The 14,715-nt window shown below is 39.1% G+C and carries 12 protein-coding genes and 5 tRNA genes; all 17 read left to right on the top strand.

All coding sequences use genetic code 11. The annotated features are described in order from the left end of the window. The first annotated feature begins 9 nt into the window (after window positions 1-9). The 17 genes from rpsU (at window position 10) to rpoC (ending at window position 14,613) form a co-directional block, all read left to right on the top strand. Window positions 10-201, top strand: a complete 192-nt coding sequence (gene rpsU, locus CLV62_RS07850) for a 30S ribosomal protein S21 (RefSeq protein WP_110310227.1) — start codon at window positions 10-12, stop codon at window positions 199-201. Window positions 202-260: 59 nt separating this feature from the next. Continuing rightward, window positions 261-1,145 carry a tyrosine recombinase XerC gene (locus CLV62_RS07845; RefSeq protein ID WP_110310226.1) on the top strand — a complete coding sequence of 295 codons (885 nt, stop codon included), beginning with the start codon at window positions 261-263 and terminating at the stop codon, window positions 1,143-1,145. 26 nt (window positions 1,146-1,171) lie between these two features. Continuing rightward, window positions 1,172-1,471 (top strand): ribosome hibernation-promoting factor, HPF/YfiA family, encoded by a 300-nt coding sequence (gene hpf, locus CLV62_RS07840; protein ID WP_110310277.1) that lies wholly within the window; start codon window positions 1,172-1,174, stop codon window positions 1,469-1,471. A 113-nt stretch (window positions 1,472-1,584) separates the two neighbouring features. Next, a tRNA-Thr gene (locus tag CLV62_RS07835) sits at window positions 1,585-1,658 on the top strand. Between the two features lie 9 nt (window positions 1,659-1,667). Further along, window positions 1,668-1,750, top strand: a tRNA-Tyr gene (locus CLV62_RS07830). An 11-nt stretch (window positions 1,751-1,761) separates the two neighbouring features. Beyond that, window positions 1,762-1,834, top strand: a tRNA-Gly gene (locus CLV62_RS07825). 6 nt (window positions 1,835-1,840) lie between these two features. Continuing rightward, a tRNA-Thr gene (locus CLV62_RS07820) sits at window positions 1,841-1,913 on the top strand. A gap of 101 nt (window positions 1,914-2,014) precedes the next feature. After that, complete coding sequence (gene tuf / locus CLV62_RS07815; RefSeq protein WP_110310225.1) at window positions 2,015-3,202, top strand: elongation factor Tu; 1,188 nt, start codon at window positions 2,015-2,017, stop codon at window positions 3,200-3,202. Window positions 3,203-3,258: 56 nt separating this feature from the next. Then, window positions 3,259-3,331: transfer RNA gene (locus tag CLV62_RS07810), tRNA-Trp, on the top strand. 18 nt (window positions 3,332-3,349) lie between these two features. Beyond that, complete coding sequence (gene secE, locus CLV62_RS07805) at window positions 3,350-3,541, top strand: preprotein translocase subunit SecE (protein WP_110310224.1); 192 nt, start codon at window positions 3,350-3,352, stop codon at window positions 3,539-3,541. Between the two features lie 22 nt (window positions 3,542-3,563). Beyond that, on the top strand, window positions 3,564-4,109 hold the full coding sequence (nusG, locus tag CLV62_RS07800; RefSeq protein ID WP_050708324.1) for a transcription termination/antitermination protein NusG: 546 nt from the start codon (window positions 3,564-3,566) through the stop codon (window positions 4,107-4,109). A 69-nt stretch (window positions 4,110-4,178) separates the two neighbouring features. After that, window positions 4,179-4,622: a 50S ribosomal protein L11 gene (gene rplK / locus CLV62_RS07795; protein WP_110310223.1), complete on the top strand. Its 444-nt coding sequence runs from the start codon at window positions 4,179-4,181 to the stop codon at window positions 4,620-4,622. Window positions 4,623-4,639: 17 nt separating this feature from the next. Further along, window positions 4,640-5,338, top strand: a complete 699-nt coding sequence (gene rplA, locus CLV62_RS07790) for a 50S ribosomal protein L1 (RefSeq protein ID WP_110310222.1) — start codon at window positions 4,640-4,642, stop codon at window positions 5,336-5,338. Window positions 5,339-5,354: 16 nt separating this feature from the next. After that, complete coding sequence (gene rplJ, locus CLV62_RS07785; RefSeq protein WP_110310221.1) at window positions 5,355-5,867, top strand: 50S ribosomal protein L10; 513 nt, start codon at window positions 5,355-5,357, stop codon at window positions 5,865-5,867. 41 nt (window positions 5,868-5,908) lie between these two features. After that, window positions 5,909-6,280 (top strand): 50S ribosomal protein L7/L12, encoded by a 372-nt coding sequence (gene rplL / locus CLV62_RS07780; protein WP_110310220.1) that lies wholly within the window; start codon window positions 5,909-5,911, stop codon window positions 6,278-6,280. A 106-nt stretch (window positions 6,281-6,386) separates the two neighbouring features. Next, window positions 6,387-10,199, top strand: a complete 3,813-nt coding sequence (rpoB, locus tag CLV62_RS07775; RefSeq protein ID WP_110310219.1) for a DNA-directed RNA polymerase subunit beta — start codon at window positions 6,387-6,389, stop codon at window positions 10,197-10,199. A 127-nt stretch (window positions 10,200-10,326) separates the two neighbouring features. Further along, window positions 10,327-14,613, top strand: coding sequence for a DNA-directed RNA polymerase subunit beta' (gene rpoC, locus CLV62_RS07770; protein ID WP_110310218.1), 4,287 nt, complete (start codon window positions 10,327-10,329; stop codon window positions 14,611-14,613). Window positions 14,614-14,715: the final 102 nt, after the last annotated feature.

Below are 14,715 nucleotides of genomic sequence, written 5' to 3'. Positions count from 1 at the left end.
ATAAAAATTATGATAGTTGTTCCTATAAAAGAAGGTGAAAACATCGAAAAAGCACTTAAAAAATTCAAAAGAAAATTCGAAAAGACTGGTGTTGTTAAAGAACTAAGACGCCGTCAAGCTTTCGAAAAGCCTTCTATTACAAATAGAAAACTAAGAATACACGCTGCATACGTACAAAAGCTTCACCAAATAGAAGATTAAAACATTTGTATTTATAACAACGATTGTATAACTTCGTCACTTATCCATAAAGATAAAGAATGACGATAGTTGAGAAATATACAGATTATCTCCGTTATGAAAAGAATTATTCTTCTCATACGGAGATTTCTTATTATACAGACCTTATCCAGTTCAAAAACTTTATCGAAACACAGTATCCGGAAGTAGAACTAGAAACCGTAGACGGGGACATTGTAAGAGCATGGATCATTTCCTTAATGGAAAGCAAAACATCTGCTCGATCTGTAAACAGAAAGCTAAGCTCTTTGAAATCTTTTTATCGTTTTCTTCAAAAAATGGGACAAATATCCATAAGCCCTCTCAAGAAGATAAGCGGACCAAAAGCCAAAAAGCCAATTCCTTCGTTTATCAACTATTCAGATATGGAGAAAGTTCTTGATTTCGACACTCAGGATGATGATTACGAATCATTCCGGGACAAAGTGATCCTCGAACTATTCTATGTAACAGGAATGCGAAGAGCTGAACTTATCGGATTGACAGATAAAGATGTCGATCTTTATTCAGGCAACATAAGAGTCACCGGAAAACGTAACAAACAGCGCATCATACCTATTAGTAAAAACACGATAGCATTGATTGACGCCTATATAGAAATACGCAATAAAAGTTTCGAGAACCAAACCGCCGCCTTCTTTGTTAAGAAAGATGGAGAGCCAATCTACCCCATGTTAATCCATCGGATAGTAAGCAGTCACCTCAAGTGGATCCCTACTTTAGCGAAAGCAAGCCCACACGTACTAAGACATTCCTTTGCAACAGGAATGCTTAACAATGGAGCTGACATTAATGCCGTAAAAGAATTGCTCGGACATTCAAGCCTGGCATCAACGGAAATTTACACACATACATCTTTTGACGAATTAAAGAAAATATACAATAAAGCTCATCCTCGAGCATAACTATTAAAACAAAAGGAGGAATCATGATGGACATTAAAATTCAAGCTCTACATTTCGATGCTGCCGATAAACTAAGAGAGTTTATCCAAAAGAAAGTAACTAAACTAGAAAAATATTCAGACGACATATTGAGTGCAGATATTATACTTAAAGTTGTAAAACCAGAAAGCAGCAATAATAAAGATGCATCAATAAAGCTAAACGTCAAGAGCGATGAACTTTACGCCAACAAAACAGCCGAAAGTTTCGAAGAAGCAATCGATTTATGTGTAGAGGCTTTAGAGAAACAACTCATCAAGTATAAAGAAAAAGTACAATCTAAGTAAAAATTACTCATATTTTCTTGGGACTTAAGAAATTTCTTTCTATTTTTGTCGCCGTTTCGCATAAAGCACATCTGCGAAACGGCGATTATTATTTATGAATAATCAAGGCTAATGCCTCTTTAGCTCAGTTGGCCAGAGCACGTGATTTGTAATCTCGGGGTCGTTGGTTCGAATCCGACAAGAGGCTCAAAAGAAAGGGCAGTTACCAGAGTGGCCAAATGGGTCTGACTGTAACTCAGATAGCGTAAGCTTACGGTGGTTCGAATCCATCACTGCCCACTCTTTTTATCGCGAAAGTAGCTCAGTTGATAGAGCATCAGCCTTCCAAGCTGAGGGTCGCGGGTTTGACCCCCGTCTTTCGCTCTCATCGCCAATGTAGCTCAGTTGGTAGAGCACTTCCTTGGTAAGGAAGAGGTCACGGGTTCAAGTCCCGTCATAGGCTCTAGAGATTGCGGCAGGCAATGTTATAAAAAAGTGATTTATTATCACTTATAGAAAAGAATTTAAAAAGCAATCATTAATTAATAATAAGTACACTTTATTATGGCAAAAGAACATTTTAACCGGTCGAAACCACACGTTAATATCGGTACAATCGGTCACGTTGACCACGGTAAAACTACTCTTACTGCTGCTATCACTAAAGTATTAGCAGATAAGGGGTTCTCTGAAGCTAGATCATTTGATCAAATTGACAACGCTCCTGAAGAAAAAGAACGTGGTATAACTATCAATACTTCTCACGTAGAATATCAAACAGAAAACCGTCACTACGCTCACGTTGACTGTCCAGGTCACGCTGACTACGTAAAGAACATGGTTACTGGTGCTGCACAAATGGACGGTGCTATCATTGTAGTTGCTGCAACTGATGGTCCTATGCCTCAAACTCGTGAGCACATCCTTCTAGCACGTCAGGTAAACGTACCTCGTCTAGTTGTATTCATGAACAAATGCGATATCGTTGAAGACGAAGAAATGTTGGAACTAGTTGAAATGGAAATGAGAGAACTTCTTTCATTCTACAACTTCGACGGTGACAATACTCCAGTTATCCGTGGATCTGCTCTTGGAGCATTAAACGGTGTTGAACCTTGGGTTAGCCAAGTTATGGAGCTTATGAAAGCTGTTGATACTTGGATTGAGCTTCCTCCACGTGATGTTGACAAACCATTCCTTATGCCAGTAGAAGATGTATTCTCGATCACAGGTCGTGGTACAGTTGCAACAGGTCGTATCGAAACAGGTATTATCAGAACAAGTGAAGAAGTTCAAATCATCGGACTTGGAGCTGAAGGAAAAAAATCAGTAGTAACTGGTGTTGAAATGTTTCGTAAGATCCTAGACGAAGGTCAAGCTGGTGATAACGTAGGTTTATTACTTCGTGGTGTTGACAAAGACGATATCAAACGTGGTATGGTTATCACTCACCCAGGAAAAGTAACTCCTCACACTACATTCAAAGCTGAGGTATATATCTTGAAAAAAGAAGAAGGTGGACGTCACACTCCATTCCACAACAAATATCGTCCTCAATTCTACATCCGTACATTAGATGTTACAGGTGAAATCACTCTTCCAGAAGGAACAGACATGGTAATGCCTGGTGATAACTTAACAATCAATGTAGAATTGATCTATCCGGTAGCATGTAACGTAGGTCTACGTTTCGCAATCCGCGAAGGTGGTCGTACAGTAGGTGCTGGTCAGATTACAGAAATCGTTGATTAATTATTTAATCAAAAAATAAAGCCAAGTCGGCTATAACCATATAGCCGGCTTTATTTACGGGTTTAGCTCAGTTGGTAGAGCACTGGTCTCCAAAACCAGGTGTCGGGAGTTCGAGTCTCTCAACCCGTGCAAATCTCTTAATGGGTAATGAAAAAAATAATTCAATACGTAAAAGACTCCTATAACGAACTTGTACACAAGGTTTCTTGGCCTACACGTGCAGAGCTCACCAGCAGTGCTGTTGTTGTTATGATAGCTTCCTTTATTATGGCACTAGTAGTATTTGGGATAGACTCTGTTTTCGAATGGGCGCTTAAGTATTTTTACAATCTTGTATAATAATCCTCTTTAATTTATTAAAATGACTGAAATCGAAAAGAAATGGTACGTACTGCGTGCTGTTAGCGGAAAAGAAAATAAGGTCAAAGAGTATCTTGAGGCGGAGATAAAGAAAACCGAGTTAGGAAAATACATTTCTCAAGTTCTTATACCTACCGAAAAGACTTATATCATGCGTAACGGGAAAAAGGTTCTTAAAGAAAGAGCTTATCTCCCCGGATATATTTTGATAGAGGCTGCTTTGGTGGGTGAAGTTGTGCATGAACTTCGCAACATAAATTATGTTGCCGGTTTTCTTCCCAATGCCACTAATCCGCAACCGTTGAGCCAATCTGAGGTAAACCGCATTTTGGGAACAATGGACGAGTTAGACGAGCAAGCCGAAGAAATGGATGTTCAGTATATCGTTGGAGAAACAGTGAAGGTCAATAATGGACCATTCAATGGTTTCTCGGGTATTATTGAAGAAGTGAACGCAGAGAAAAAGAAACTTAAAGTGATGGTGAAAATATTCGGACGGAAAACTCCTCTCGAATTGAATTACTTACAAGTCGAAAAAGAACAATAAATTTGGTTACGCATTTTTTATTGATTTTCCACTAAGTTTTAAACAAAAACAAAAAAATTTAAAACAAAAATGGCTAAAGAAATTGCTGGACAAGTAAAATTACAAATTAAAGGCGGTGCAGCAAATCCATCTCCTCCCGTAGGACCTGCTTTAGGTTCTAAAGGGATTAACATTATGGATTTCTGCAAGCAATTTAATGCCAGAACTCAAGACAAAGCAGGCAAGATATTACCGGTTGTAATAACTTACTATGCTGATAAGTCTTTTGATTTTATAATCAAAAATCCTCCTGTAGCTATACAACTACTTGAGCTTACAAAGCAAAAAAGTGGTTCTGCTGAACCTAACCGTAAAAAAATCTCTGAGATAACTTGGGAACAAGTGCAAGTTATAGCTGAAGATAAAATGACTGATTTGAATTGTTTCACAATCGAATCGGCTATGAAAATGGTTGCCGGAACAGCTAGAAGTATGGGGATCACTGTAAAAGGGGCTTTCCCTAATGTTAATTAATAAACTTCAATTGAGAAATGGGTAAACTTACAAAAAATCAAAAGTTAGCTTTTAGCAAAATTGAAGCAGGGAAATCTTATTCACTTAAGGAAGCATCTGAACTTGTAAAAGAAATTACTACAAGTAAATTTGATGCATCTGTTGACGTAGATGTACGTCTGGGTGTAGATCCACGTAAAGCTAACCAGATGGTAAGAGGTGTAGTATCTCTTCCTCATGGAACAGGAAAACAAGTTAGAGTTCTTGTATTATGTTCGCCAGACGCCGAAGCTGCTGCTAAAGAAGCCGGAGCAGACCACGTTGGTCTTGATGAATATATTGAAAAGATAAAAAGTGGCTGGACTGATATTGATGTTATCATCACTCAACCTGCCATTATGGGTAAAATCGGAGCTTTAGGTCGTGTATTAGGTCCTCGTGGTCTTATGCCGAATCCAAAAAGCGGTACTGTAACTGTTGACGTAGCGAAAGCCGTTACTGAGGTTAAAGCTGGTAAGATTGACTTTAAGGTTGATAAAACAGGTATTATCCATGCATCTGTAGGTAAGGTATCATTTACCGCCGATCAAATCAGAGATAATGCGAAAGAGTTTATCAATACGCTTATCAAATTGAAACCGACTTCGGCAAAAGGTACTTATGTGAAGAGTGTATTTCTTTCTAGCACTATGAGTCCGGGTATTAAAATCGACCCTAAATCAGTAGACGAAAACTAATTAAAACTACGGAATTATGAGAAAGGAAGACAAAAGCACCATTATAGATACCATTGCAGCTACGATAAAAGGATACGATTACTTTTATCTGACTGATATCTCTACACTGAATGCAGCTAAAACCAGCGCTTTAAGAGCTGAATGCTACAAAAGTGATATCAAACTCATGGTAGTTAAAAATACCTTGTTGCAAAAAGCACTAGATTCATTAGATACTGATTATTCTGAATTGACTCCTGTCCTGAAAGGTAATACAGCTATCATGCTTTCTAACGTTGCAAATGCTCCTGCTAAATTAATTGATAAATATAGCAAAGAAGGTATACCTAGTCTTAAGGCTGCATACGTGCAAGAAAGCTTCTATATTGGAGCTGAAAATCTTAAGGCATTAGTAAATGTTAAGAGCAAGGAAGAACTTATTGGCGAAGTTATCGGATTGTTACAATCACCAATCAAGAACGTTGTATCTGCTCTTCAATCGGGTGGTAACACCATCCACGGAGTACTTGAGACTCTATCGAAAAGATAAATTAAACAAAAGAAGTAATAACAATTTTAATACATACAAAAATGGCAGACGTAAAAGCTATTGCTGAACAACTAGTAAATTTGACAGTTAAAGAAGTTAGCGAATTGGCTGAAACTCTTAAAACAGAATACGGTATCGAACCAGCTGCTGCAGCTGTTGCCGTTGCTGCTCCTGCTGCTGCAGCAGAAGCTGTAGAAGAAAAAACAGCATTTGATGTTGTTTTGAAATCTGCTGGTGCAAACAAACTAGCTATAGTAAAAGCTGTTAAAGAACTAACAGGTTTAGGTTTAAAAGAAGCTAAGGATCTAGTAGATGCTGCTCCTTCAGAATTGAAAAAAGGTGTTAGCAAAGACGAAGCTGATGCATTGAAAAAACAACTGGAAGAAGCGGGAGCTGAAGTTGAACTTAAATAAAACAAGAAAATCCTGTTAATCAGGATGTTGGTTGAGAACCTTCTGTGAAAGGAGGTTCTTGACCTTTTTGCGTCAAAAGTAATTAGTTCAAAAAAAAGAGTATTCCATGTCTTCAACTACAACAAATCAAAGAATCAACTTTGCTTCAATAAAAAATCCTCTTCAGTACCCTGATTTTCTTGAAGTACAATTAAAGTCGTTTAGAGACTTTTTACAGCTTGATACACCTCCTGAAAAAAGAAAGAAAGAAGGCTTATATAAAGTTTTTGCTGAGAATTTTCCAATTGCTGATACTCGCAACAACTTTGTACTAGAATTTTTGGACTACTATATTGACCCTCCCCGCTACACTATCGATGAGTGTGTCGAGAGAGGTTTAACGTATAGTGTTCCTCTTAAAGCAAAGCTAAAACTTTACTGTACAGACCCCGATCATGAGGATTTCGATACAGTAATTCAAGACGTATACCTTGGACTAATTCCATACATGACAGAGAAAGGTACTTTTGTCATCAATGGAGCTGAGCGTGTAGTTGTATCGCAACTTCACCGTTCGCCGGGTGTATTCTTCGGACAAAGTGTACATGCCAATGGTAGTAAACTGTATTCTGCACGTATCATTCCATTCAAGGGTTCTTGGATAGAATTTGCTACAGACATCAACAGTGTCATGTATGCATATATCGACAGAAAAAAGAAATTACCGGTAACTACTCTGCTTAGAGCTATCGGTTTTGAAAGTGATAAAGATATTCTCGAAATATTTGACCTTGCCGAGGAAGTTAAAGTTAATAAGCAAAATCTAAAAAAGATAGAGGGACGCAGGCTTGCTGCTCGTATCCTTAAGACATGGATGGAAGATTTTGTAGATGAAGATACTGGTGAGGTTACTTCTATTGAACGAAACGAAGTTATCATCGAGCGTGAAACCATCGTTGAGAAAGACCATATGGATGCTATTCTTGACTCTGGTGTAGGCTCGATACTATTGCATAAGAGCAATCAGAATGCTTCGGATTATACAATAATCTATAACACTTTACAAAAAGACCCTAGTAACTCAGAAATCGATGCAGTTCGTCATATCTACCGACAATTGCGTAGTGCTGAGCCTGCTGATGATACCAGTGCACGCGAAGTTATCAACAGTTTATTCTTCTCTGAGAAACGTTACGATTTAGGAGAAGTAGGTCGATATAGAATAAACAAAAAACTTGGTTTGAATACGAGCGTAGACGTTCGTGTTTTGACTAAAGAAGATATAATTGAAATTATAAAATACTTAATTGAGCTTATCAACTCTAAAGCAATTGTAGATGATATTGACCACTTAAGTAACAGACGTGTACGTACTGTAGGAGAACAACTTTACAACCAGTTTGGAGTTGGTCTTAACCGTATGGCTCGTATCATTCGTGAAAGAATGAATGTCCGCGACAATGAGGTGTTTACTCCTATTGATCTGATCAATGCGAAAACAATTTCATCTGTTGTGAATACATTCTTCGGAACAAATGCATTGTCTCAGTTCATGGATCAAACCAATCCACTAGCTGAGATTACTCACAAACGTCGTATGTCGGCACTTGGGCCCGGTGGTCTTTCTCGTGAAAGAGCAGGTTTCGAGGTGCGTGACGTTCACTTTACTCACTACGGTCGTTTGTGTCCTATTGAAACTCCTGAGGGACCGAATATCGGTCTTATCTCTTCTCTTTGTGTATATGCAAAAATCAACGAGCTTGGATTCATCGAGACTCCTTATCGTAAGGTTACTAATAACAAAGTAGATCTTTCTGAAGACGGTATTATATACCTTGCAGCAGAAGAGGAAGAAGAGAAAATTATCGCTCAAGGAAATGCTCCTTTAGATGATAACGGTAGTTTCATCAACACTCGTGTAAAAGCACGTCAGGATGCCGACTATCCGGTAGTAGGTCCTGAGGAAATCGAATTGATGGACGTATCTCCTACTCAGATTGCATCTATTGCAGCATCTTTGATTCCTTTCTTGGAGCATGATGATGCCAACCGTGCACTGATGGGATCTAATATGATGCGTCAGGCAGTTCCTTTACTTCGTACCGAAGCTCCTATCGTGGGTACAGGTATAGAAGGTTTGCTTATTAAAGATTCTCGTACACAAATCGTGGCGGAAGGCCCCGGTGAAATTGTGTATGTAGATGCGAGTACTATCAAAATTAAATATGACCGCACGGATGACGAAGAATTTATAAGCTTCGACAGTGCTGTAAAGACATATATAGTACCTAAATTCAGAAAGACTAACCAGAATACAACTATTGACCTTAGACCAACATGTCAAAAGGGACAACGCGTAGTAGCAGGTGATATTCTTACCGAAGGTTATTCTACTGAAGATGGTGAACTTGCAATAGGAAAGAACCTTAAGGTTGCTTTCATGCCTTGGAAAGGTTATAACTTTGAGGATGCTATCGTATTGAATGAGCGTATCGTTCGTGAAGACGTATTTACATCTGTTCACGTAGAAGAGTTTTCTTTGGATGTACGTGATACTAAACGTGGTGTTGAAGAATTAACTTCTGATATTCCTAACGTTAGCGAAGAAGCAACTAAAGACTTGGATGAAAGAGGAATCGTTCGTATAGGAGCTCGTGTAGGTCCCGGCGACATTCTTATTGGTAAGATTACTCCTAAAGGAGAGTCTGATCCTTCACCTGAGGAAAAATTACTTCGTGCAATATTCGGTGACAAAGCCGGCGATGTGAAAGATGCTTCTTTGAAAGCTTCTCCATCATTGAAAGGTGTTGTTATTGGAACCAATTTGTTCTCTAAAGCGGCTAAAAAAGGAAAAACAAAACTTTCTAGTAAAGCGTTGCTTCCAAAATTAGACGAAGAGTACGAAGAAAAAATGGCTAAACAAAAAACTATTTTAGTTGACAAGCTATTGGTTCTTACCGAAGGAAAAGCATCTCAAGGAGTAAAGGATTATTTGAATACGGATGTTATTGCTAAGGGTGCTAAATTCACAAAATCGGCACTTGACAGCATCGACTTCGAATCGATTCAAGTAAGTAACTGGACTACTGATGATAATAAAAACGAGCTTATAAAGAGCGTAATTGTAAATTATCTACGTAAGTATAAAGAACTTGACGCTGAACTGAAACGTAAACGTTTCGATCTTACAATCGGTGATGAACTTCCATCGGGTATTGTACAAATCGCAAAAGTATACGTAGCTAAAAAACGTAAAGTACAAGTAGGTGATAAGATGGCAGGACGTCACGGTAATAAAGGTATCGTGTCTCGTATCGTTCGTCAGGAAGATATGCCATTCTTAGCAGACGGAACAGCTGTTGATATTGTATTGAATCCATTGGGTGTACCTTCTCGTATGAACCTTGGACAGATATTCGAAACCGTATTAGGTTGGGCAGGAAAAGAATTAGGTGTGAAATTTGCAACTCCTATCTTTGACGGTGCAAGTCTTGACGATCTTAACGAATGGACAGACAAAGCCGGCGTACCTCGCTATGGTAAAGCATATCTGCACGATGGTGGTACAGGAGACCGTTTCGACCAAACTGCAACAGTAGGTATTATCTATATGCTGAAACTTGGTCACATGGTTGAAGACAAGATGCACGCCCGTTCTATCGGACCATACTCGCTTATTACGCAACAACCTCTTGGAGGTAAAGCACAATTCGGGGGTCAACGTTTCGGAGAGATGGAGGTTTGGGCACTTGAAGCATTTGGTGCTGCTCACATCTTACAAGAAATACTTACAATCAAATCGGATGACGTTATGGGACGCTCTAAAGCTTATGAAGCTATTGTTAAGGGCGAACCAATGCCACAACCGGGTATACCTGAATCATTGAATGTATTATTACACGAAATGAGAGGTCTTGGTTTGAGCGTAACTCTTGATTAAAGATTAATGAATCAATAAATTAATATGCAAATGTGCCAATGACATAATTGATTGGAAATTGGCACATCGGCACATTGATTTATTGCTCAATTGAAAAAATAAATTAACTCTTTATATAATTTGATATATGGCTTTTAGAAAAGATAGTAAAGTAAAGAGTAGCTTTTCAAAAATCACTGTCAGTCTTGCCTCTCCTGAAGAAATTCTCGAAAGTTCGAGCGGTGAAGTCTTGAAACCCGAAACTATAAACTATCGTACATACAAACCCGAACGTGACGGCTTGTTCTGCGAACGTATTTTTGGTCCGGTAAAAGACTACGAATGTCATTGCGGTAAATACAAGCGTATCCGATATAAAGGTATCGTCTGCGACCGTTGTGGTGTAGAGGTTACTGAGAAAAAAGTAAGACGCGAACGTACAGGTCACATCCATTTGGTAGTGCCTGTTGCTCACATCTGGTATTTCCGTTCTTTGCCTAATAAAATGGGTTATCTTCTTGGTATACCAACCAAGAAACTTGATATGATCATTTATTACGAACGTTATGTTGTAATACAAGCCGGTATCAAGGAAGAAGAAGGCGTTGCCTACAAAGATTTACTGACAGAAGAAGAATATCTGAACCATTTAGATACACTTCCCAAAGACAATCAACTATTGGATGATATGGACCCCAATAAGTTTATTGCCAAAATGGGAGCCGAAGCTGTTTACGACCTGTTAGCTCGTTTGAATCTCGATTCATTGGCTAATACACTTCGTCACAGAGCTAATACAGATACTTCTCAACAACGTAAAAACGAAGCTTTGAAACAACTTCAGGTTGTGGAAGCTTTCCGTGGTTCGAAGGCGAAAAACCGTCCCGAATGGATGATCGTTAAGATTGTTCCTGTAATACCACCCGAACTTCGTCCTTTGGTTCCTTTGGATGGAGGTCGTTTTGCAACATCTGACTTGAATGACTTGTATCGTCGTGTTATCATCCGTAACAACCGTTTGAAACGATTGATCGACATTAAAGCTCCGGATGTAATCTTACGTAACGAAAAACGTATGCTTCAAGAGGCAGTAGATTCATTGTTCGATAACTCTCGTAAATCGAGTGCAATCAAAACAGAATCAAACCGTCCTCTTAAGTCACTTTCCGATAGTTTGAAAGGTAAACAAGGACGTTTCCGTCAAAACCTTTTAGGTAAACGTGTTGACTATTCAGCTCGTTCGGTAATCGTCGTTGGTCCTGAATTGAAGATGCACGAATGTGGTCTTCCTAAAGATATGGCTGCTGAACTATTCAAACCATTTGTGATTCGTAAATTGATTGAACGTGGTATCGTGAAAACGGTAAAATCTGCGAAGAAAATCGTTGATCGCAAAGAGCCTGTAGTATGGGATATTCTTGAGCATGTGATGAAAGGTCACCCAGTATTGCTCAACCGTGCCCCTACCCTGCACCGTTTGGGTATCCAAGCATTCCAACCTAAAATGATCGAGGGTAAAGCAATTCAGTTGCACCCACTTTCATGTACTGCCTTCAATGCCGACTTTGACGGTGACCAGATGGCTGTTCACTTACCTCTTGGTAATGACGCTATATTGGAAGCCCAAATGTTGATGCTTGCCTCTCACAATATCTTGAACCCTGCTAACGGTGCTCCTATTACAGTACCTTCTCAGGATATGGTATTAGGACTGTATTATATTACAAAAATACGTCCGGGAGCACAAGGTGAAGGTCTTACTTTTTACGGACCGGAAGAAGCTATCATTGCTTACAATGAGAAGAAAGTTGATATACATGCCCTTATCAAAGTGTATGTAAGAGACCTTGACGAGAATGGACAAGTAGCTACAATTATGCGCGAAACTACGGTAGGACGTGTACTTGTAAACCAAAACACTCCGATCGAAGTAGGATTTATCAACGAAATCTTATCTAAAAAATCTCTTAGAGATATTATCGGTAATATCATCAAATTGGCTGGAGTTGCTAAAACGGCTCAGTTCCTTGACGATATTAAAGATCTTGGATATACAATGGCGTTCCGTGGAGGATTGTCGTTCAACCTTGAGGATGTAATTATCCCCGCAGAAAAAGAAACGCTTGTTAAACAAGGATATGATGAAGTTGAACAGATTCTAGGAAACTACAATATGGGATTCATCACCTATAACGAACGTTACAACCAGATTATTGATACCTGGACACACATCAACTCTAAGTTGTCGAACATTTTGATGAAACAACTTTCAGAAGATAACCAAGGTTTCAACTCTGTATATATGATGCTTGACTCCGGAGCCCGTGGTTCTAAAGAGCAGATTCGTCAGTTGTCAGGTATGCGTGGATTGATGGCAAAACCTCAGAAAAGTGGAGCGGAAGGTGCTCAAATTATTGAGAATCCTATCCTTTCTAACTTTAAAGAAGGTCTGTCGGTGTTAGAGTACTTTATCTCTACCCACGGTGCTCGTAAAGGTCTTGCCGATACAGCATTGAAAACAGCCGATGCAGGATACCTTACTCGTCGTCTGGTTGACGTATCACAAGATGTGATTATCAATGAAGAAGACTGTGGTACACTTCGCGGACTTGTTTGTACAGAACTTAAAAACAACGAAGAAGTTGTAGCTTCATTATACGAACGTATATTGGGTCGTGTTTCTGTTCATGATATTCAACATCCTCTAACAGGAGAAATCCTTGTAGAGTCTGGCGAACAAATCAGAGAAGAAGCTGCTACAATTATTCAAAACTCACCAATCGAGCGTGTTGAAATTCGTTCGGTATTGACTTGTGAATCTAAAAAAGGCGTATGTGCTAAGTGTTACGGTCGTAACCTTGCCACCGGTCGTATGGTTCAAAAAGGAGAAGCCGTTGGAGTTATCGCTGCTCAGTCAATCGGTGAACCGGGTACACAGCTTACACTTCGTACGTTCCACGTAGGGGGTATTGCTTCGAATATTGCTACTGAAAACAGCATCATGACAAAATACGATGGTATTTTGGAAATTGATGACTTGCGTGTTGTTGAAACTATCGACGAGGCAGGCAAAAAAGTACAAATCGTAGTAAGCCGTCTTGTAGAAATACGTGTTGTAGATCCTAATACTAAAATCGTATTACTTACTCACAATATTCCTTATGGTGCTAAACTTTATTTCAAAGAAGGCGCATCGGTTAAGAAGGGTGATGTAATTTGCGAATGGGATCCATTTAATGCTGTTATCGTATCAGAGGCAACAGGTAAGATCAAGTTTGAAAACGTTATAGAAAATGTAACTTACAAAGTAGAATCGGATGAACAAACCGGTTTGAAAGAAAAGATCATTATCGAATCGCGTGATAAAACTAAAGCTCCTGAAGCACATATTCTGGATGAGAAAGGCAACATAATCAAAACATACAGTTTACCTCTTGGCGCTCACGTTATCAAAGAAGATGGCGATACAATGAAAGCCGGAGATGTACTTGTTAAGATACCTCGTGCAGTAGGTAAAGCCGGTGATATTACGGGGGGTCTTCCTCGTGTTACCGAGTTATTCGAAGCACGTAACCCTTCTAACCCTGCTGTTGTATCTGAAATTGATGGAGAGGCTTCGTTTGGTAAGATCAAACGTGGTAACAGAGAAGTAATTATCACATCTAAAACAGGTGAGATAAAGAAATATCTGGTACCTCTTTCTAAACAAATTCTGGTACAGGAGAATGACTTCATCCGTGCAGGTATGCCTCTATCGGATGGTGCTACCACTCCTTCGGATATTCTTGCTATTATGGGACCAACCGCAGTACAAGAATATATCGTAAACGAAGTACAGGATGTATATCGTCTGCAAGGTGTGAAAATCAATGATAAACACTTCGAAGTTATCGTACGTCAGATGATGCGTAAGGTAGAAGTGGTTGATCCGGGAGACACTCGTTTCCTTGAACAACAAGTTATTGACAAGCATGTTGTAATGGAAGAAAACGATCGTATCTGGGGTAAAAAAGTCGTTGTAGATGCAGGAGACTCTTCTACATTCGAACCCGGACAGATTGTTACTGCACGCAAACTTAGAGACGAGAACTCGATGTTGAAACGTCGTGACCTTCGTATCGTAGAGGTTCGTGACGCTATTCCGGCAACTGCCAACCAAATACTTCAAGGTATTACACGTGCAGCTCTTCAAACAACCAGCTTCATGTCGGCTGCTTCGTTCCAGGAAACTACTAAGGTTCTTAACGATGCTGCTATCCATGGTAAGGTTGATAGATTGGAAGGTCTGAAAGAAAACGTTATCTGTGGTCACTTGATTCCTGCAGGTACTGGTCAACGAGATTTTGATAAGCTTGTTGTAGGCACTAAAGAAGATTTTGACAGAGTAATGGCTAACAGAAAAACTGTTGTAGACTTTGACAGTGTAGAGTCTTAATCAACTCATACATTATAATATTGAAAGAGGACGAATAAATTATTCGTCCTCTTTTTTTAGTTATGCAATAAAGATTAATAATATCTTCTTAAAACTTTATCG

Source organism: Indolivaga alginatilytica, assembly GCF_003201355.1.
GTDB classification, from domain to species: Bacteria; Bacteroidota; Bacteroidia; order Bacteroidales; family Dysgonomonadaceae; genus Dysgonomonas_A; species Dysgonomonas_A alginatilytica.
Note: the sequence above shows the minus strand (reverse complement) of the source record. Positions and strands in the feature narration are given on the sequence as shown.